Genomic DNA, 18,090 nt, shown 5'->3' with positions numbered 1-18,090 from the left:
CGATGTTGGTTTGTTTCAAAAAGTTCCGTTGTCATAAAACCTTAACCTCGTGGCAACTCCTCTGAAATAACCCCACGCCAAGATTCCCTCCCAACAAAGCGGGTCCGAGCCCGGCAATGGCCGTGCCCCCGCGCGATGACAGCGGACGTCGCATAAAGACCCGAAGCGTTTGAATCCAGAGGAGCGAAACAATGAACAAGTGCACCTTGGCCCTGGCAGTGGCCGTAGGGGTTTTGTCCCAACAAGCATTTGCCGAGAGCCAGGCTGACGCCAAAGGTTTCATCGAAGGTGCTACGTCGACCCTGGGTCTGCGTAACTACTACATCAACACCGATAACCGCAGCGGCAAGCCAGCCCAGAGCGTTGTTTCGGAATGGGGCCAAGGCTTCGACCTGCGCTTCAACTCCGGCTACACCCAGGGTACCGTTGGTTTCGGTCTGGATGTGATCGCTCTGGAAGGTATTCGCCTGGATTCCGGCCGTGGCAGCAACGGTGCTACCACCACTTCCTATGGCAGCAGTGTGTTCCCGGCTGAGTCCACCAGCGGCAAGAACGCCAAGGCCGTCAACGATTTCGGCAGCCTGGGCGTGACCGGCAAGGTCCGCGTTTCGCAGACCGAGCTGAAGGTCGGTACCCTGCTGCCGAACAACCCGGTCATCAAGTACAACGACGGCCGCCTGCTGCCACAGACCTTCACCGGTGGCGAGCTGAAGTCGAACGAAATCAAGGACCTGACCCTGGTTGCTGGCCAAGTGGAAGCAGCCAAGGGGCGTAACTCGAGCAACGACGAAGGCCTGTCCATCGCCGGTGCCAACAGCCCGACTGCAACTGGCCGTCGCAGCAACAAATTCTACTACGGTGGTGCCGACTACAAGATCACCAAGGACCTGACCGCGTCGTTCTACCACGGCGAACTGAAGGACTTCTACTCGCAGAACTTCCTGGGCCTGGTGCACAACTGGGCAATCGGTCCTGGCGTGCTGAAGAGCGACCTGCGCTACTACCGCAGCCGTGACAACGGCGCCAACGGTGACACCAGCGCCTATTTCACCTCTGGCTACTACGATGACAAGCCAGCCAACAGTCGTACCAAGGGCAAGGTCGACAACGACCTGTACAGCTACCTGGCCTTGTACTCGGTTGAAGGCCACACCTTCGGTGCTGGCTACCAGTACACCAAGGGTGACAGTGACTTCCCTTGGCTGAACCAGGGTGACGGTTCGTCCAACAGCACCATCACCGACGCCCAGATCCAGAAGTTCGCCCGTGCTGGCGAGCGTACCTGGCAACTGCGTTATGCCTATGACTTCGCCAAGGTTGGCGTGCCTGGCCTGACCGCTGGTGTGACCTACCTGCACGGCGACAACATCCAGAACGCTGCGGGTGACCAAAGCGAATGGGAACGCGATATCAGCCTGGCCTACGTGATTCCGACAGGCACGTTCAAGAACCTGGGCTTTGCCTGGAAGAACGGCATGTGGCGCACCAACTCCGCGGTGGCTTCCAGCACCCAGGACGAAAACCGCCTGATCGTCAGCTACTCGATTCCACTGATGTAATCGTTTTTCTGTAGGCTCTTTTTCACTTCACGCCCTGCTTGGCGCAATGCCGGCGGGGCGTTTTTTTGCCTTTTGCGGTGTCATTACGGACGTCTTCGCGGCGGTTCGGCGCCCCGACAAGCCCTGCTCCTACAGCGTCGCGTCTTGCACGAGTCCTGCACACGGCGCTGCCCTGTAGGAGCAGGGCTTGCCCGCGAAGAGGCCCGCACAATCGCTACAAATCCCGTTAGCCAATCATCTCGGCAGTTTCTGTCTGAACCCGTGGCACCATGGTGTTCCCACACCCGTTCCCAGTCCAATGAAATAGTTTTTAATATCCTTTCCCTGCGCGATACTGCCCCGGCGAATGCACCTGCCCTGGGGATATCGATGCCGCTACAACGCCTGCAAAGCCTTTGCGAGATCGCACCCGCGGATTGGGATGCGCTGGTGCCGTCGGGGCAACCGTTCCTGCGCCACGCGTTCCTCAGCACCCTGGAGGAGAGTGGGAGCCTCGGCGGGCGTTCCGGTTGGCAGCCCGAGCATCTGTTGCACGTCGAGCAGGGACGGCTGATCGCCGCGCTGCCCAGTTATCGCAAATGGCACTCCTATGGCGAGTACGTGTTCGACCACGGTTGGGCCGACGCCTGCCAGCGCGCCGGCATCGCCTACTATCCCAAGCTGCTCACCGCCGTGCCGTTCAGCCCGGTCGGCGGCCCACGCCTGCTGGCGGCCAGCGTCGAGGACGGCTTCGAACTGCTGGCAGCACTGCCGGGCTACCTGGAGATCGAAGAGCTTTCGAGCGCGCATATCAACTTCACCGACGCTCTCACCGATGCGGCCCTGGCCGAGCAGCCGGGTTGGTTGCAGCGCCTGGGCTGCCAGTACCATTGGCAGAACCGCGACTACCGCGATTTCCAGGACTTCCTCGACGCCTTGAGTTCGCGCAAGCGCAAGCAGATGCGCAAGGAACGCGAGCAGGTGGCGGCACAGGGCTTTGAGTTCGAATGGCTGGAGGGCAGGGCGCTGAGCGAGGCGCAATGGGACTTCGTCTACGCCTGCTATGCCAACACCTACGCGGTGCGACGCCAGACGCCCTACCTGACCCGGTCGTTCTTCAGCCTGCTGGCCGAGCGCATGCCGGAAGCGATCCGAGTGGTCATGGCCCATCAGGATGGGCGGCCGGTGGCCATGGCTTTCAGCCTGGTCGGTGGCGACAGCTTCTACGGTCGCTACTGGGGCTGCCTGGCCGAATTCGACCGCCTGCATTTCGAGACCTGCTTCTATCAGGGCATGGACTACGCCATCGCCCATGGCCTCAAGCGTTTCGACGCCGGCGCCCAGGGCGAGCACAAGCTGATTCGCGGCTTCGAGCCGGTGATCACCCATTCCTGGCATTACCTGCGCCACCCCGGCCTCAAGGCGGCGGTGGCGGACTTCCTCGAACGGGAGCGGGTCGGCATCCTGGAATATGCTGAAGAGGCGAGGGCGGCACTGCCTTACCGGCAGGCCTGAGGTTTCTGTGACTGGCAGGCGTTTATGCTTGTGGCTTGGCAGGCTTTTGTGGCGAGCGGGCTTGCCCGCGCTGGGCTGCAAAGCGGCCCCTGAGCCAGGCACATCGGTGTATCAGTGGAAGCAGGGTGGCCGGCCTCAGGGCCGCTTTGCGCCCCAGCGCGGGCAAGCCCGCTCGCCACAAGGGCCCTGTTCACCAAGCTTCCAGCGAGCACCTTTATTCAGTCGATACCAACAAAGCCACCGGTCTGATGCTGCCACAACCGAGCATACAGCCCGCCACGCGCCAGCAGCTCGGCATGGCTGCCGGTCTCGGCGATCCGACCATGCTCCAGCACCACCAGGCGGTCCATGCGGGCGATGGTCGAGAGGCGGTGGGCGATGGCGATTACCGTCTTGCCTTCCATCAGCGTTTCCAGGCTTTCCTGGATCGCCGCTTCCACTTCCGAGTCCAGCGCCGACGTCGCTTCGTCCATGATCAGGATCGGCGCATTCTTGAGCAGTACCCGGGCAATGGCGATGCGCTGGCGCTGGCCGCCGGAGAGCTTCACCCCACGCTCGCCGACATGCGCGTCGAAGCCGGTGCGTCCCTCGGCATCCGAGAGCAGTGGAATGAACTCGTCGGCGCGAGCCTTGAGTACCGCCTCGTAGAGTTGCGCGTCGCTGGCATCAGGCTTGCCGTACAGCAGGTTGTCGCGAATCGAGCGGTGCAGCAGCGAGGTGTCCTGGGTAATCATGCCGATACTTTCGCGCAGGCTTTCCTGGGCGACCAGGGCGATGTCCTGGCCATCTATCAGGATTCGCCCCCCCTGCACGTCGTACAAGCGCAGCAGCAGGTTAACCAGGGTCGACTTGCCGGCACCGGAAGGGCCGATCAGGCCGATCTTCTCGCCAGGGCGAATGGTCAGGTTGAGGCCGGAAATCACCCCGCTGCGCTTGCCGTAGTGGAAGTCCACCTGTTCGAAACGTACCTCGCCGCGATCCACCGCCAGGCGCGGTGCCTGTTCGCGATCGGTGACGCTGATGGGTTGGGCGATGGTTTGCAGGCCGTCCTGGACCATGCCGATGTTTTCGAAGATGCCGTTGACCACCCACATGATCCAGCCGGACATGTTGACGATGCGGATCACCAGGCCGGTGGTCAGCGCAATCGCGCCGACCGATACCAGCGACTGTGTCCACAGCCACATCGCCAGGCCGGTGGTGCTGACGATCAGCAGGCCGTTCATGCTGGTGATGGCGACGTCCATGCTGGTCACCACGCGTGAGGCCAACTGGGTTTTCTCGGTCTGTTCCACCAGCGCCTCGCGGGCGTACTGCTGCTCGGACTGGGTGTGGGCGAACAACTTCAGGGTGGTGATGTTGGTGTAGCCGTCGACGATCCGCCCCATCAGCTTGGAGCGCGCGTCGGAAGACTCCACCGAGCGTTGCTTTACCCGCGGCACGAAGTAGTAGAGTGCGCCGCAGTAGCCGGCCAGCCACAGCAGCAGCGGGATCATCAGGCGCCAGTCAGCCTCGACGAACAGCACCAGTGCGCTGATCACGTAGATCAGCACGTGCCACAGCGCATCGACCGCCTGTACGGCGGAGTCGCGCAGCGAGTTGCCGGTCTGCATGATGCGCTGGGCGATGCGGCCGGCGAAGTCGTTCTGGAAGAAGTTCAGGCTCTGTCTGAGCACGTAGCTGTGGTTCTGCCAGCGGATCAGGCTGGTCATGCCGGGGCTGATGGTCTGGTGCACCAGCAGGTCGTGCAGGGCAAAGAAGATCGGCCGCAGGACCAGTGCGACCACTGCCATCCACAGCAGCTCACCGCCATGCAGCTCGAAGAATTCGGTATTGGGTGTGGCCTGGGCCAGGTCGATGATCCGGCTCAGATAGCTGAACAGTGCCACTTCGATCAGCGAAGCGAACAGCCCGACGATCAGCAGCGCGGCGAAGCTCGGCCAGACCTGGCGCAGGTAGTACAGGTAGAAGGGCAGGACCTTGTCGGGCGGTGCGGCCGTGGGAGGCTCGCGAAAGATATCGATCAGTTGTTCGAAGCGACGATAGAGCATGAGGTCTGATGCCCGTCAGGCGGGCTCTCCTTGCAAGTGATGCAGTGCCGGCCGGGGATTCCTGTCCACGGCCGGCCTCTGCCGTTAGTCGATGCGCTTGGCCGACTTGATGAACACCGGGTCTACCGGTACGTCGGACATCCCGCCTTTGTTGGTGGTCTGCGAGTTGACGATGATGTCGACCACCTCCATGCCCTTGACCACCTTGCCGAACACCGCATAGCCGGCGTCGCGGCCCGGGTCGAGGAAGTCATTGTCCTTGACGTTGATGAAGAACTGGCTGGTGGCCGAGTTCGGGTCGGAGGTGCGGGCCATGGACAGGGTGCCACGGACGTTGTGCAGGCCATTGCTGGCTTCGTTCCTGATCGGGTCCTGGGTCGGTTTCTGCGTCATCTGCGCGGTGAAACCGCCACCCTGGACCATGAAACCGGGGATCACCCGGTGGAAAATCGTGTTGTTGTAGAAGCCGCTGTCGACGTAGGACAGGAAGTTTTTGGTACTGATCGGCGCCTTGACCGGGTCCAGTTCGATCTCGATGGTGCCGTTGGTGGTCACCAGTTGTACGTGAGGCGCCTTGGCCGCTTCGGTGGCAGCCATCAGGTTGGCGGCGAACAGCACGGAGCCAGTGAACAGGGCGATTTTTTTCAGCATGGGTCAGTGATCCTGGGTGGTGGTTTCGACTGCGCTCAGAAATTCGAGCAGGGTCCGGTTGAAGACCGTGGGTTGGTCCAGTGGGGTAGCGTGACGGGAATCGGCAATGACGACCAGTCGCGCATCGGGAATAAGTTTGACATAGCTTTGCTTGAGCGAAACCGGCGTGTAGTCGCGGTCGGCGCTGACGATGAGAGTTGGACAGGCAATCGCCGACAGTCGTTCCTGAACGCCCCAGCCGACGATGGCGTCGAAGCTGGCGAGATAGGCGCGCTTGTCGTTCCTGGCCCAGCGTTCGGTCATCTTGCGGCGCAGGTCGGCTTGCTCGGGCTTGGGAAACAGCATCGAGCCCAGGGCCTTGCCGATGCTGTTCAGGCTCAGCAGGCGCGCCAGGCTCCAGCGCTTGGCCCATTGCCAGTAATCGTTGGCGCTGCGCACCTTGACCTCCGGCGCACTGTTGACCACGCACAGGCTGCGCAACAGCCGGGGGCGATCGACCGCCAGCTGGAAACCGATCATGCCCCCCATCGACAGGCCCACCACATGGGTCGGGCCCAGTTCCAGGTGTTCGATCAGTGCCACGATATCGGCGGTGAAGCCGGCGATGCTGTAGCGCTGGCGCGGCTTGTCGGAGTGGCCGTGGCCGCGGATGTCGACGACGACCACCCGATAGTGCTCGGCCAGTACCGGCACCTGCATCTCCCAGTCCTGGGCACTCGAGCCCAGGCCATGGATCAGCAGCACCGGCGCGCCCTGGCCGTGCTCTTCATAATGCAGCCGGCAACCGTCGTGTTCGAAATAGGCCATGGGTCAACATCCTGTCAGGCTTGCAGGGGAGCGGCGAACGGTGCGTCCAGCGGTGCGGTGTCGAAGGTGCGCAGCAGTTCGACGAGGATCTGCGTCGCCGGTCCCAGGGGTTTGTCCTTGTTCGAGTACAGGTAGAACGTCGGGTGGCGGCTGCCCCCCTGGTCCAAGGGTAGTTGCTTGAGCAGGCCTTCGCGGATTTCCCGCTCGATCAGGTGGCGCGGCAGCCAGGCGAAGCCCAGGCCATTGCCGACGAAGCTGGCTGCGGTGGCCAGGCTGCCGACGGTCCAGCGCTGTTCGGCGCCGAGCCAGCCGACATCCCGTGGCTGCTGGCGGCCGGAGTCGCGGATCACCACTTGCAGCTGGCTTTCCAGGTCCTGGAAGGTCAGTTGCCGCTGCAGGCGGTGCAGGGCGTGTTCCGGGTGGGCGACGGCGACGAACTCCACCGCGCTCATTTCGGTGCCCAGGTAGCCGGGAATATTGAAACCGCTGATGGCGAGGTCGGCGACGCCTTCGAGCAGCACCTCCTCGACCCCGGACAGTACCTCTTCACGCAGCCTGACCCGGCAACCGCGGCTCTGCGGCATGAACGCGGTCAGGGCACGTACCAGCCGGGCGTTGGGGTAGGCCGCGTCGACCACCAGGCGCACTTCGGCCTCCCACCCTTGCTCCATGTGGTGCGCGAGGTCTTCGAGCTGGCTGGCCTGTTTCACCAACTGCCGAGAACGCCGCAACAGCACCTCGCCAGCTTCGGTCAGCACCGCCTTGCGCCCGTCGATGCGCAGCAGCGGCACGCCGAGCTGATCCTGCATGCGGGCCACGGTGTAGCTGACGGATGACTGCGAGCGGTGCAGGGCTTCGGCCGCCTGGGCGAAGCCGCCGTGATCGACCACGGCCTGCAACGTTCGCCATTGATCGAGGGTCACGCGGGGCGCTTTCAAGTTGGGTTCCTCTTGTCCTAAGCTGGCGGTCCACATTGGAGACCGCCGAATGAGAAAGTTCTGTTGTGTGTTGCTTGCCCTGTTGCCGCTCAGTGCCTTTGCCTACCCGATCGATGTCGAGAAACAACTGAATGGGCTGAGCATCGACTACACGGCCCATGACACCGACCAGGACATCGGCTCCATCCAGTTGAACAACTATGGCAAGACCGATGCACTGTGCCGGGTCGTGTTCACCAACGGTCCCGAGGCGCCGCGGACCCGCCAGGTGGAGGTGGCCGCCGGGAAAACCGTGAACGTCACCGCCAAGTTCAACCGCCAGATCATCCGGCTGCGGATGAACCTCAGCTGTACGGCGAAATAAAAGCACGGGCGCATTACCAACAAGCATGCGCCATCTATGAACAAATTTATAGATAGGTTGTAGCAGGTTTTTCCGCTTTTTAATCGATATCGTCCTGTTTAATCTTTGCTCCATCGACTTAACGCATTTACCGATGGAGCACTTCCCATGTCCCGCGTACTGATCATCGAAAGCAGCGCCCGCCAGCAAGACTCGATTTCCCGTCAGCTGACCCAACAGTTCATCAGCCAGTGGAAAGCTGCGCACCCCGCCGACGAAATCACCGTGCGTGACCTGGCGCAGAACCCGGTTCCACATCTGGACATCAACCTGCTGGGTGGCTGGATGAAGCCGCAGGAACAGCGTAACGAGATCGAACAGGCCTCCCTGGAGCGCTCCAACGAACTGACCGACGAACTGCTGGCCGCCGACGTGCTGGTACTGGCTGCGCCGATGTACAACTTCGCCATTCCCAGCACCCTCAAGGCCTGGCTCGACCACGTACTACGCGCTGGCGTGACCTTCAAGTACACCGAAACCGGCCCGCAGGGGCTGCTGACCGGCAAGCAAGCCTACGTCCTGACCGCCCGTGGCGGGTTGTATGCCGGTGGCACCAATGATCACCAGGAACCCTACCTGCGCCAGGTGCTGGCCTTCATCGGCATCCATGACGTCGACTTCATCCACGCCGAAGGCCTGAACATGGGCGGCGACCTCCACGAGAAGGGCCTGAACCAGGCGAAAGCGCGCCTGGCCCAGATTGCCTGAGGTCTTAATCTTCAGCTAATCGCGAAGGGGTTAACTGTCTGCAAGTTCTTCAGACAGCCCCTTCAAGTTGTTTGCGCATCGAACCTCCCTTTGCACTGGTTGCTCCTGAGTGCATGTAACCCGATCCGGCCCCGGTGCCCGATCGGGTTTTTTTATGGCCGCGCGGCGCAAAAGCCGCTAAGGTCGCGACCATTCTTTGAGTGGCACGGCTTTTTGTGGCGAGCGTGCTTGTCGGGACGCCGAACCGCCACTCTCGGCTGCGCAGCAGTCGCAAAACCGCTCATCTCGATTCATCTGACAGACCTGCCTTTGCCGGTTTCAGGAGCGCTTCGCGCTCCAGCGCGGGCAAGCCCGCTCGCCACAGCGTTGGTCAGGTCGAAATTATCCCGCAACATGTGTGAGGCCTCATGGGTTATCTGCTTATCGTCACGCTGATCCAGGCGTTTTCCTTCAACCTGATCGGCGAATACCTTGCCGGTCACGTCGACAGCTATTTCGCGGTGCTGGTGCGGGTGGTACTCGCGGGCCTGATCTTCATCCCGCTGACCCGCTGGCGCCAGGTGCCACCGGCCTTCATGCGCGGCATGCTGCTGATCGGCGCCCTACAGTTTGGCATCACCTACGTCTGCCTGTACCTGAGCTTCCGCGTGCTGACGGTGCCGGAAGTGCTGCTGTTCACCATTCTTACCCCGTTGCACGTGACCCTGATCGAGGACGCCCTCAACCGCCGCTTCAACCCCTGGGCACTGGTCGCGGCCCTGGTGGCGGTCAGCGGCGCCGCAGTGATCCGCTATGACCGGATCAACCCGGACTTCTTCATGGGCTTTGTGCTGCTGCAACTGGCCAACTTCACCTACGCCGCCGGTCAGGTCATGTACAAGCACCTGGTCGCACGCCATCCGAGTGACCAGCCGCACTACCGGCATTTCGGCTACTTCTTCCTGGGGGCATTGGCGGTGGCGTTGCCGGCATTCCTGTTGTTCGGCAAGGCCCACTATTTGCCGGACGGCACTGCGCAGTGGCTGGTGCTGGTGTTCCTCGGCCTGGTCGCCACGGCATTGGGGATGTATTGGTGGAACAAGGGCGCGTGCCTGGTCAACGGCGGCACCCTGGCGGTGATGAACAACCTGCATGTGCCGGTGGGGCTATTGATGAACCTGCTGATCTGGAACATGCACGAGGACCTGGTGCGGCTGTTCGTGGGCGGCGGTGTCATCCTGGGCGCTGTGTGGATCAGCCGCCTGGGTGCCCGCCGCGCCGGATGACTCCGAGATTTCAAGCGGGGTGGATCATGACGTTGATCCGCCGCCGCTCGATGACCTTGAGCGCGCCGGTGCCGCCGGTGAGCTTGTCGAAGGTGACGGTCACGTCCGCGTTCTTCGCCGGGCTCGGCACGACCTTGATGACCTGGTAGGTCTTGCCATCCACGACTTCGGTCGCGGCAGCGTCCTGGAGTTTGATCGTCGCGGCATCCGACGTGCTGGCAACCCAGGTTTCACCCTGCTTGACCATCAGTTTGGCACTGTAGGCATCGCCGGCGACACTGTGGAAGGTGCAGCCATCGAAGGCTTCAGTCCGCGTCTCGCAGTACGGTGCCTTTGCTCCCGGACGCAGCGGATTCTCGATCGCATAGGCGACGTCTTCGGCTTTGCCGGGTGGGTTGGCGAAGGCGCAGGTGCAGGCCAGGGCGCTGATGAGACTGATGGAAAGTTTGCTGATCATTGCAGGCATCCTCAAGTGATCGACACTTGAACCCGCGCACGGCTGGCCGGCGCGGGTTCGACTGTTTCTTCGATAAAACCCCTCGGGGTCTCAGGCTTCGAGCCCGGCGCGGGCCTGGCCGGTACGCAGCGTGAAATTCACGCCGATCGACAGCGCTGGCTCTGGCGGATTCCAGTTTGGCTTCGGTGCCGCCAGCAGGAACTCGGTCAGGCTCTCGTTCTTGCCCGCCAGCATGTTGGCCAGCAGCGTACCGGTGGCGGTCCCCCGCACCGTGCCCAGGCCGTTGCAACCCAATGCGCCATAGACGTTCTCACGCAATTGGCCGAAGAAGCCCTGGCCGTTGCGGGTCATCGCCAGACCGCCGCCCCAGGTGTGCTCGAACTCGACGTTGCTCAGCGTCGGGAAGCGACGTTCGAACGACAGCCGGTGAGACTGGCGAACCTTGTCGGTGTAGCCCGGCTTGTGGCGACCATCAGCGTTGAAGCTGAAGCTGTTGCGCACCAGGATCCGATTGTCGTGGGTACGACGCAGGGTGCTGCCGAACGGGTCGGCCGGGATCACGCCCCAGAACTCCTTGCCGCCGATGCTGGCCTGTTCGGCAGCGGTCAGCGGGCGGGTCAGGCTGCCGTAGGTGAAGATCGGCAGCATGCGGCCCTGCAGGAAACCGAAGTACTGGCCGAAGGCGTTGTTGGCGAGGATCAGCTTGTCGGCGATGATCCGGCCGGTCGGGTGGTGCAGGGTGGTTTTCTGACCGTAGTCGACCGCGGTGATCGGCGTGTCTTCGTACAGCTTGACGTTCTCCGGCAGGCTGTCGGCCAGGCCTTTGACCAGCGCCGAAGGCTGGACCAGCATGGTGCCGCCGGTGAACAGCGCCTTGCGATAGAACGAGGTGCCGATGTGCTCTTTCAGCTCGTCGCCCTCGATCATCTGTACCTTCTCGCCGAGTTTCTCCAGGCCGCCACGATAGGCGTTGAGTACCGCGATGCCCTTGTCCTCGATGGCCGCCTGGTACTTGCCGGAGTGGCGCAGTTGGGCGTCGACGATGTTGTGCTGTTCCACCAGGTCACGAAGGATGTGCTGGCCGCGCTGGTTCAGCGCCAGGATGTTCTTGGCGTTGGCCTGGTCACCGATGTAGTCCGGTGCGCCGATGTCGTGAGGCACGTCGATGAGGAAACCGGCGTTACGGCCCGAAGTGCCGAAACCGACCTGCTGCGCTTCCACGAGAATGACGGTGTCGTTGGGGAAGTTCAGCGCCAACTGGCGGGCGGCCGCGAGGCCGGTGAAGCCACCCCCGATCACCACCCACGGTGCCTGGGCATCGCCAATCAGCGGCGGACGCGGCTGACGCAGGCGGCTGGTGTGGAACCAGCCCGGGGAAGAGTCATCGGAAGGCAGCGAGCCAACGCGCTGCAGGCTGTCCGGGTCTTTCGGCAAGCCATCGGAAAGCAGCGAGGCAGCGCCTCCGGCTGCAACGAGGCCGGCACCTACACCTGCGCCAATCAGTACATTTCTTCGTGAGACGGTCATTTCGGGTCAACTCTAGGGAAGGGAAAGCTTTTTCAAAACGTCGCCAGGCACACGGATTCGAATGACGCCCCGCGCCCTGGTGTGCTGAATTTGTTGATGCAGATCAATGAATTCACAATGTATACATAATGTATAATTGTGAGTTGGCACAGTCAAACCTTTGCTCGGCCTCGATGGCCAAGGCTCGTGGTTTGAAGGGGATTTGGTCGTTGCGAAGGCGTCAGGCTTGGGTTGGTCGGGGTCTTGGAGGTGGGCAGAGCTTCAGTGGAATCGAGGCCGTGCTGTACGAAGTCTTAGTGCGGTCGGCCGCATTTGGAATCAAGCACATTCTGGAAGGGTGAGCCCGGCGGTTATGGGGCGACCAGGGCAGATGGCGCATCTCCAATGTGGTCTCCTCTGATGTCAGCCAGTCAACAGGTTAAATCCGAAAGAAGTCTTCGATGATATTTCGCTTGAGCGGTTTGCAAATAATCGAGTTATTTCCAGAGAAAACCATGCAGCGACCTGGAGTGTCATGATTCACCACGCTCACGCCTTGAGCGATGATTGAGTCGGCGGCAATATTGCATCTTCCAATAATGGCCGAGTTTGGATACAGGATCACGCCTTCGCCCAGTGAAGGCGCCACTCCGTGATTTTTGCCTACCGTTGAATTCTGATAGATGACCAGATAGTTACTGTAGTCTGCCTTCGCCAGCACGATACCGGTTGAGTGCCCGATAAAGAAAATATCCGGCATGGCGATCTCGTAGAACATGTCGATGCCATTCAGAAGTTTGTTTAACAGGAACAGCTTCGTGGGTATTTCGATTTCCTGAGTATTGCGCCATACGGTATTGGCGAGGAAGTACAGGTAGGTGCAGTACTGGGAGGAGTGCAGGTAGTTGAAGCTGTCCTGCTCCCAGGTTTTAACGGCGTTGATACACCGTTGCAGGCGTTCCAGAGCCTCGTCGATATGTTGCTCGATAATGCCTTTTATAGGAGCACTTCTTCCATCTGGAAAAAAGACAGTCAACTGCCCAGTAGTAAAGTCAACCAGTTCACGACGACTGCTATTAACGAGTTTCATAATGCTCTTCAACGATGGATGTTGCCCGCCAGAGGAGCAGCCATCTTTACCCCAGTCCCTGCAGAAAGCAAGTGGCTCAAGGGGCGAGCAGGGATTTGGCCAGTTTCATTCTTATGCTATCGAATTTAAATCCAGACCCTTACGAAGCATCGGGCGGTTCTGATCTGTCTATATGAGGACGGATAGAATGGAGAGCATCAATGAGGTATCCGCAGACTCCAGACGGTAGATATTTTGTGGTCAGGGACCGGCTTTGGCGGTGCTCAAATCCCGCGTTGCCCGATTCGTTGCGCCGGCAGTATGTGAACGACCTCATGCAGGCCCGTCGAGACGTCAAGCAGGCGATGGCCGATGGCGATGCCAGCGGAGTCAGTGACGCCAGGGTACGAGTCGATGCGGCGAAAGTGGCGCTAGGCGAACGCGGTGCGCCTTGGTGGACCGATGGTAGTCCCGATTACAACCGGCACTATGTTAGGCGGACACCCTATGCGCAGTGGTATGAGTCGTTGGGTGTTTCAACGGATGGAAGATAAGTCATTTTTTCTCTTTCAGCTAACGTCAGGCCGAGGTTTTCCTGGCCTGCCTTTTTGGTTTCAGCCTGCTGTCAGCGGTTTATCTTCCATTAGCGGGTCGACCATGCTTTATGCCAGCTCCGATACGGCAGAACTCACGTGCAGGCGGGGAATTGTCCAGAAACAGCCAGTTGCCACCGTCATCCAATCGACATCTTGAACCATTAGGCTTGGATAAGGCTCTTTCAATAGACGCCAGTCCGGCCACCGATTTCGAGATGACGTATGAAGGCAATGGACACTGCTACAGCCAAAAGGAAAGGGATCAAGCTCCGTGCGACGGTGATCTACCGCAAGGACGGCGAGGTGCTCTTCGTGCGCAAGCGCAATTCCAAGTGGAACCTGCCCGGTGGCACCGTCGAACGCGATGAAACGCCCTTGCAGGCGGCGCATCGGGAGATGGCCGAGGAGACGGGATTGGCCTTCGATGAACTGCGCTACATTTCCGAATTCCGCGAGGACAAGGTCATCCACTACCTGTTCGAGGCCCGCAAGGCGGCTTCGAAACCTCGACCGTGCAACGAGATCGAGGCGTGCCGCTGGATCAGCGCCCGACAGGTCTCGAAGCGCCGGGTGCGGCGCCCGATCAAGACCATTCTCAAGCGCTGCGCCTGATCAGGGCGCCGCTACAGCGCCCGGCTCTGCGGCTCCGGAATATGGCTGGCCCCCAGCAGCGCCGGCAGCATCCCCGAGCGCAAGTCGCCGCCACTCGGCTGCTGGTACAGGCTCAGGCCGAACTCCGGCAGTACCGCCAGCAGGTAGTCGAAGATATCCCCCTGGATCCGCTCGTAATCGGCCCACACGGTGGTGCGGGTGAAGCAGTAGATCTCCAGCGGCACGCCCTGGGCGGTGGTCTGCATCTGGCGGACCATGCAGGTCATGTTCTGCTGGATCTCCGGGTGGTTCTTGATATACGCCAGGGCATAGGCACGGAAGGTGCCGAGGTTGGTCATCCTCCGGCGGTTGGCCGACATCGCGGCGACGTTGCCCTGGGCTTCGTTCCAGGTTTTCAGCTCGGCCTGCTTGCGGCCGATGTAGTCGGTGAGCAGGCGCACCTGCGTCAGGCGTTGCTCCTCGTCGTCATGCAGGAAGCGGATGCCGCTGGCGTCGATGAACAGGCTGCGCTTGATCCGCCGCCCGCCGGACTGCTGCATGCCGCGCCAGTTGCGGAACGATTCGGACATCAGGCGCCAGGTCGGGATCTCCGATGGATCCTCGCGAAATCAGACTCTGTTATGGCTATCAAATCGAACGCATCAGTCGCAAGAAGGAGGCCAGGTATCTATTGTCCAGCTTGGTTGAGGACTATGACTACATTCTTCTGGATTTGAACCGCGATCTCTATCGGACGCTGCTGCTCTCGAACGTGATCGCCCTGATTCTCGATAATGGCTGTTTACCTTCAATCAGAACAGCCCCTGTCCGGCTGGACATCAAATGGGCCCGTGTAACCCACCTTCAATTCAGCCAACAAATCAAAGCGGATGAAGCTTCGCTAAGATTGGGACTCTTTGTGCTCATCCCACCTGGCAATCCAAGGCAGGTGAGGGCATTTATAGTGTCCGAATGTCGCAGCAAGGCATGTTTGTCCGGCGAGCGGCTTCGATACCTTGAGGGCTATCCTCGAACACCAGGCAGGACTTATTGGAGATGTTGAGACGCCTTGCCGCTTCGAGGAACAGGTCTGGGCCGGGTTTAGCCACACCGACATCGTCGAAGGTGACAACAGTGTCGAAAAGGTCGAAGAGCCCCAGCGCGTGCAGAGACGCCTCAACAATTTCCTTCGAGCCACCTGACGCTACGGCGGTTGGCATCCTCCCCGAAAACCGCCTCGCAATGGCTGTAACTGCGGCCACCTCCTGCAGATGCGTTTTCAGAACCTGCAGGTAGTGATGCCTCATAGTGCTGATGACATGATCACGGCACAGAACGACCCCGTGCTCGCTCTCGAATTGATCCATGAGCACGTGTTCGGACAATCCGTTGCGTGAGGCATACCAGGTGTGACTCATCTCAACCCCGGACACTGCGAACCCAATTGCCCAAGCTGCCGAGTAGGCGGCACCGCTGTCTACGAGGGTTCCATCGCAGTCGAAGATCAGCCCTTTGGCATCACTCAGCATTTCCTCGAGCAGTGTCATTTCTGGTATGCGCCTTCTGTTTCGCCCTGTAGTTAATCAAGTGCCACTGGTGTGGCTTGTCCGGATTTTGCTGCTTGGACAACGGCCAGGCCGGTAGCCAGAGACCAGAGTCCATCCAGTCCCGAAGCGGCAGGTTGAGAGCGCCCAGCTACAGCTTCGCTGAAGTCGCGAACCCCGGTCTCGTAAAGGTTGGCGTGCTCGAGGATCAGCTTGCGAGAACCCTCAGCGTTGATCAACACCACTTCGCCTGTTGGCTGCTGTGTCATCACGTTGCGAGCGACCAGCGTGCCTTTCGTACCAATGATCTCGATACCGGTCTCAGCATATTTCGCTGTGAAAGAATCGTGGAACTGGGCCAATAGACCTGACTTGAAGCGAATCACACCCATCACGGTGTCGGCCACACCGTTGACGCTCAGTTCGCCAGCTTGAGTAAACGCTGTCACCTCTACAGGGTCATCATTCAAGATGAACCGAAGGGTGTCCGTGTCGTGAACTGTGATGTCCAGGATAACGCCGCCACCGTTATCCGAATCGGCGATTCGCCAACCTTGAAGGTGTGGAGGGAGGGCCACAGCATGGAAAACACGGGCGGCCACAGGGTTGCCAATGAGACCACCTTGGACTGCTCGCTTCAGAGCCTTGTGGCTTTCAGCATTGCGCAGGTGATGGTTTGTCGCAAAGACTACGCCAGCCTCTTTGGCAGCCGTGACCATCTCGGCGGCATCCGCGACGCTCAAGGCCAATGGCTTTTCGCAAAGAACATGTTTGCCGGCTTTAATTGCCTTAAGCGACTGCTCTTTGTGCAGGTGATTTTGCGTAGAGATATAAATGGCTTGAATTTCCGGATCCAACAGCAGTTCGTCGACGCTGGTTCCGTATTTCTTGATGTCGTTGTTCTTTGCGAACTCTTGGGCGCGAGATTCGCTTGCGCTGACTACGGCAGAGACTTCGTCTCCAATGCTACGAATCGCTTCGATCATCCACTCTTTCGCGATTGTGCTTGCCCCGATTAGTCCCCACTTCATGAGTTAGTACCTTTTATACTTGAAATGTGTAGTACAAATGAACGAAGCCTTGCTGGTCATGTTGCCGGAGAAGGACGAGCTTCGGGAGGTTCGTATTCGGCGTGTTTTGATACTATTGAGGCGACTTCGTGAAAGGCGTCCCTGCTGCATGGTTAGCAGGTGCAGACGCGCAGGGCCGGGTTCGGCGGAGTCAACGGTCGAACCAGTTCACTTGCTGGATTTCTACCGTAAGGCATAGCGGGCGGAGTCGGTTGACTCCGCTGACGAAGTGCTCCGTGCTTTCATGATGTTTGTGGGCCTCAGCACTTGCCCAGCGCTCCTGCAGGAGCATGACGTCGGACAGTGGTACCGTTTCCGCGATTCGATAGTGTAGGCAGCCTTCTTCTTTAAGAGACGCATCTTGGAGGTCATGTAGAACCTCCCTGAGAGCTAAAGCGCACCCATCACGTGCCTGGAGAGTTACAAGTAAATCGATGTATGTTGCCTGGGTCATTCTGTCTTGCCTGTGAAGATAATAAATTTGAAGCTTACACAGGCGGGCAGCACTATGGGCGCTAGATCAGTAATTTTGCAGAAGGTTTGACAATGTCAAACAGCAGAGAAGACCATCTTATGTTTATAACTACTGGGCAGGCTTCAGGGTATGGCAACGGTTAACGAGAGCAAGGGCATCCAATCTGTCGAGCGAGCCATGGCCGTCCTTGAAGTGATTGCCACTGCAGGCGGGGAGTTGCGCCTGGTCGACTTGGTGGACGCGCTCGGTCTGCACAAGAGTACGCTGCATGGCTTGTTGAACACGCTCTGTGCTCTGGGCTACATCTCCAGGCGCGGATCTCGGTACGCCCTGGGGTTGCGGCTACGAGAAATCGCTCAGCCGCTCAGTGACGCTGATGATCTGCTGAAGGTTGCCTTTGGCCCTGCTCTGAATGCTTTGGCTGATATGACGGGTGAGAACTGCTACCTCGCAGTCCCCTGCGGGACACGCCACTACCTCTACATTGATGCGATTCTCCAGAAGGGAAGTGCGACAAGCAGCTCGCCGCGTGGTAGGCGAGAAGGGCTCAGGACTTCTGCAATTGGGAAGGTGTTTTTAGCCCTTGATGGAGATCTATCGAGGAGCCTACGCAAGGCAGGAATGCTCGAGTCTGGCCTGGAGCAAGAGCTTCACTCGATCACCGAAAAGGGGTATGCGCTGGATCTGGAGCAGGCGGAGGAGGGGCTCAACTGCTTAGCGCTCCCACTACGTCAGCAAGGCAGGTTGGTCGCTTCTTTCTCAGTCGCCGGGCCCGTTGAACGGTTACCTCAGCAAAGGCTGGAAGCGCTTGCAGGGAGGGTAATGCGTGAGATGTACGACATGGTCAAACTTTAGCTTCCAGTTGATGTAAACAGTTTTTTTCGCTGTGGCGTGCAGTGATCATCG

At 60.0% G+C, this 18,090-nt stretch carries 18 protein-coding genes and 1 pseudogene; 8 read left to right on the top strand and 11 right to left on the bottom strand.

Going from position 1 to position 18,090, the window contains the following annotated elements; all coding sequences use genetic code 11:
• Positions 1 to 191: 191 nt before the first annotated feature.
• Together AC6I6U_RS28730 and AC6I6U_RS28725 are read left to right on the top strand one after the other, a co-directional pair.
• The gene (locus AC6I6U_RS28730; RefSeq protein WP_497879351.1) at positions 192 to 1,559 is read left to right on the top strand and encodes an OprD family porin; all 1,368 of its coding nucleotides are present in this window, start codon (positions 192 to 194) and stop codon (positions 1,557 to 1,559) included.
• 369 nt (positions 1,560 to 1,928) lie between these two features.
• A complete protein-coding gene (locus tag AC6I6U_RS28725; protein ID WP_497879350.1) occupies positions 1,929 to 3,053 on the top strand; it encodes a GNAT family N-acetyltransferase in 1,125 nt (374 codons plus the stop codon).
• A gap of 218 nt (positions 3,054 to 3,271) precedes the next feature.
• Here AC6I6U_RS28725 and AC6I6U_RS28720 read toward each other — a convergent pair whose 3' ends face one another.
• From AC6I6U_RS28720 to AC6I6U_RS28705, 4 genes are all read right to left on the bottom strand, one after another.
• Complete coding sequence (locus tag AC6I6U_RS28720; protein WP_497879349.1) at positions 3,272 to 5,104, bottom strand: ABC transporter ATP-binding protein; 1,833 nt, start codon at positions 5,102 to 5,104, stop codon at positions 3,272 to 3,274.
• Positions 5,105 to 5,188: 84 nt separating this feature from the next.
• Positions 5,189 to 5,755, bottom strand: coding sequence for a peptidylprolyl isomerase (locus tag AC6I6U_RS28715; protein ID WP_497879348.1), 567 nt, complete (start codon positions 5,753 to 5,755; stop codon positions 5,189 to 5,191).
• Between the two features lie 3 nt (positions 5,756 to 5,758).
• Positions 5,759 to 6,562 carry an alpha/beta fold hydrolase gene (locus AC6I6U_RS28710; protein WP_497879347.1) on the bottom strand — a complete coding sequence of 268 codons (804 nt, stop codon included), beginning with the start codon at positions 6,560 to 6,562 and terminating at the stop codon, positions 5,759 to 5,761.
• 14 nt (positions 6,563 to 6,576) lie between these two features.
• Positions 6,577 to 7,500, bottom strand: coding sequence for a PA3225 family LysR-type transcriptional regulator (locus AC6I6U_RS28705; RefSeq protein WP_497879346.1), 924 nt, complete (start codon positions 7,498 to 7,500; stop codon positions 6,577 to 6,579).
• A gap of 49 nt (positions 7,501 to 7,549) precedes the next feature.
• On the opposite strand from AC6I6U_RS28705, the gene AC6I6U_RS28700 reads away from it, so the two are divergent.
• The 3 genes from AC6I6U_RS28700 to AC6I6U_RS28690 all read left to right on the top strand — a co-directional run bounded on the left by AC6I6U_RS28700 (position 7,550) and on the right by AC6I6U_RS28690 (position 9,876).
• A complete protein-coding gene (locus tag AC6I6U_RS28700) occupies positions 7,550 to 7,864 on the top strand; it encodes a 3-phosphoglycerate kinase (RefSeq protein ID WP_497879345.1) in 315 nt (104 codons plus the stop codon).
• Positions 7,865 to 8,011: 147 nt separating this feature from the next.
• Positions 8,012 to 8,611, top strand: coding sequence for an FMN-dependent NADH-azoreductase (locus AC6I6U_RS28695; RefSeq protein ID WP_497879344.1), 600 nt, complete (start codon positions 8,012 to 8,014; stop codon positions 8,609 to 8,611).
• A gap of 407 nt (positions 8,612 to 9,018) precedes the next feature.
• Entirely contained in the window at positions 9,019 to 9,876 is an 858-nt protein-coding gene (locus AC6I6U_RS28690; RefSeq protein ID WP_497879343.1) for a carboxylate/amino acid/amine transporter, read from the top strand.
• A 10-nt stretch (positions 9,877 to 9,886) separates the two neighbouring features.
• On the opposite strand, the gene AC6I6U_RS28685 is transcribed toward AC6I6U_RS28690, so the two are convergent.
• The 3 genes from AC6I6U_RS28685 to AC6I6U_RS28675 all read right to left on the bottom strand — a co-directional run bounded on the left by AC6I6U_RS28685 (position 9,887) and on the right by AC6I6U_RS28675 (position 12,929).
• Positions 9,887 to 10,333, bottom strand: a complete 447-nt coding sequence (locus tag AC6I6U_RS28685; protein WP_497879342.1) for a hypothetical protein — start codon at positions 10,331 to 10,333, stop codon at positions 9,887 to 9,889.
• 90 nt (positions 10,334 to 10,423) lie between these two features.
• Positions 10,424 to 11,746, bottom strand: a complete 1,323-nt coding sequence (locus AC6I6U_RS28680) for an NAD(P)/FAD-dependent oxidoreductase (RefSeq protein WP_497883123.1) — start codon at positions 11,744 to 11,746, stop codon at positions 10,424 to 10,426.
• A gap of 532 nt (positions 11,747 to 12,278) precedes the next feature.
• The gene (locus AC6I6U_RS28675) at positions 12,279 to 12,929 is read right to left on the bottom strand and encodes an LbetaH domain-containing protein (RefSeq protein ID WP_497879341.1); all 651 of its coding nucleotides are present in this window, start codon (positions 12,927 to 12,929) and stop codon (positions 12,279 to 12,281) included.
• Positions 12,930 to 13,129: 200 nt separating this feature from the next.
• Here AC6I6U_RS28675 and AC6I6U_RS28670 point away from each other — a divergent pair, with 200 nt between their 5' ends.
• On the top strand, positions 13,130 to 13,462 hold the full coding sequence (locus tag AC6I6U_RS28670; protein ID WP_497879340.1) for a hypothetical protein: 333 nt from the start codon (positions 13,130 to 13,132) through the stop codon (positions 13,460 to 13,462).
• A gap of 273 nt (positions 13,463 to 13,735) precedes the next feature.
• Positions 13,736 to 14,116 carry an NUDIX hydrolase gene (locus tag AC6I6U_RS28665; RefSeq protein WP_497879339.1) on the top strand — a complete coding sequence of 127 codons (381 nt, stop codon included), beginning with the start codon at positions 13,736 to 13,738 and terminating at the stop codon, positions 14,114 to 14,116.
• Positions 14,117 to 14,127: 11 nt separating this feature from the next.
• Here the strand turns inward: AC6I6U_RS28665 and AC6I6U_RS28660 are convergent.
• From AC6I6U_RS28660 to AC6I6U_RS28645, 4 genes and pseudogenes are all read right to left on the bottom strand, one after another.
• Positions 14,128 to 14,703: pseudogene (locus tag AC6I6U_RS28660) on the bottom strand (mechanosensitive ion channel family protein); the annotation flags it as partial.
• A 351-nt stretch (positions 14,704 to 15,054) separates the two neighbouring features.
• Positions 15,055 to 15,642 carry an HAD family hydrolase gene (locus AC6I6U_RS28655; protein WP_497879338.1) on the bottom strand — a complete coding sequence of 196 codons (588 nt, stop codon included), beginning with the start codon at positions 15,640 to 15,642 and terminating at the stop codon, positions 15,055 to 15,057.
• Between the two features lie 32 nt (positions 15,643 to 15,674).
• Positions 15,675 to 16,670, bottom strand: coding sequence for a Gfo/Idh/MocA family protein (locus AC6I6U_RS28650; protein ID WP_497879337.1), 996 nt, complete (start codon positions 16,668 to 16,670; stop codon positions 15,675 to 15,677).
• Positions 16,671 to 16,860: 190 nt separating this feature from the next.
• Entirely contained in the window at positions 16,861 to 17,163 is a 303-nt protein-coding gene (locus AC6I6U_RS28645) for a putative quinol monooxygenase (RefSeq protein WP_497879336.1), read from the bottom strand.
• 150 nt (positions 17,164 to 17,313) lie between these two features.
• On the opposite strand from AC6I6U_RS28645, the gene AC6I6U_RS28640 reads away from it, so the two are divergent.
• Positions 17,314 to 18,039 (top strand): IclR family transcriptional regulator, encoded by a 726-nt coding sequence (locus tag AC6I6U_RS28640; protein WP_497879335.1) that lies wholly within the window; start codon positions 17,314 to 17,316, stop codon positions 18,037 to 18,039.
• Positions 18,040 to 18,090 lie beyond the last annotated feature (51 nt).

The organism is Pseudomonas sp. UTLPPB19802, assembly GCF_059730225.1.
Note: the sequence above shows the minus strand (reverse complement) of the source record. Positions and strands in the feature narration are given on the sequence as shown.

Bases quoted from the DNA above. Each gene is read 5' to 3' on its own strand.
- AC6I6U_RS28720 (WP_497879349.1), bottom strand. From the start codon at position 5,104: ATGCTCTATCGTCGCTTCGAACAACTGATCGATATCTTTCGCGAGCCT.
- AC6I6U_RS28655 (WP_497879338.1), bottom strand. From the start codon at position 15,642: ATGACACTGCTCGAGGAAATGCTGAGTGATGCCAAAGGGCTGATCTTC.
- AC6I6U_RS28645 (WP_497879336.1), bottom strand. From the start codon at position 17,163: ATGACCCAGGCAACATACATCGATTTACTTGTAACTCTCCAGGCACGT.
- AC6I6U_RS28695 (WP_497879344.1), top strand. From the start codon at position 8,012: ATGTCCCGCGTACTGATCATCGAAAGCAGCGCCCGCCAGCAAGACTCG.
- AC6I6U_RS28690 (WP_497879343.1), top strand. From the start codon at position 9,019: ATGGGTTATCTGCTTATCGTCACGCTGATCCAGGCGTTTTCCTTCAAC.
- AC6I6U_RS28700 (WP_497879345.1), top strand. From the start codon at position 7,550: ATGAGAAAGTTCTGTTGTGTGTTGCTTGCCCTGTTGCCGCTCAGTGCC.
- AC6I6U_RS28675 (WP_497879341.1), bottom strand. From the start codon at position 12,929: ATGAAACTCGTTAATAGCAGTCGTCGTGAACTGGTTGACTTTACTACT.
- AC6I6U_RS28640 (WP_497879335.1), top strand. From the start codon at position 17,314: ATGGCAACGGTTAACGAGAGCAAGGGCATCCAATCTGTCGAGCGAGCC.
- AC6I6U_RS28715 (WP_497879348.1), bottom strand. From the start codon at position 5,755: ATGCTGAAAAAAATCGCCCTGTTCACTGGCTCCGTGCTGTTCGCCGCC.
- AC6I6U_RS28665 (WP_497879339.1), top strand. From the start codon at position 13,736: ATGGACACTGCTACAGCCAAAAGGAAAGGGATCAAGCTCCGTGCGACG.
- AC6I6U_RS28685 (WP_497879342.1), bottom strand. From the start codon at position 10,333: ATGATCAGCAAACTTTCCATCAGTCTCATCAGCGCCCTGGCCTGCACC.
- AC6I6U_RS28670 (WP_497879340.1), top strand. From the start codon at position 13,130: ATGAGGTATCCGCAGACTCCAGACGGTAGATATTTTGTGGTCAGGGAC.
- AC6I6U_RS28650 (WP_497879337.1), bottom strand. From the start codon at position 16,670: ATGAAGTGGGGACTAATCGGGGCAAGCACAATCGCGAAAGAGTGGATG.
- AC6I6U_RS28710 (WP_497879347.1), bottom strand. From the start codon at position 6,562: ATGGCCTATTTCGAACACGACGGTTGCCGGCTGCATTATGAAGAGCAC.
- AC6I6U_RS28730 (WP_497879351.1), top strand. From the start codon at position 192: ATGAACAAGTGCACCTTGGCCCTGGCAGTGGCCGTAGGGGTTTTGTCC.
- AC6I6U_RS28725 (WP_497879350.1), top strand. From the start codon at position 1,929: ATGCCGCTACAACGCCTGCAAAGCCTTTGCGAGATCGCACCCGCGGAT.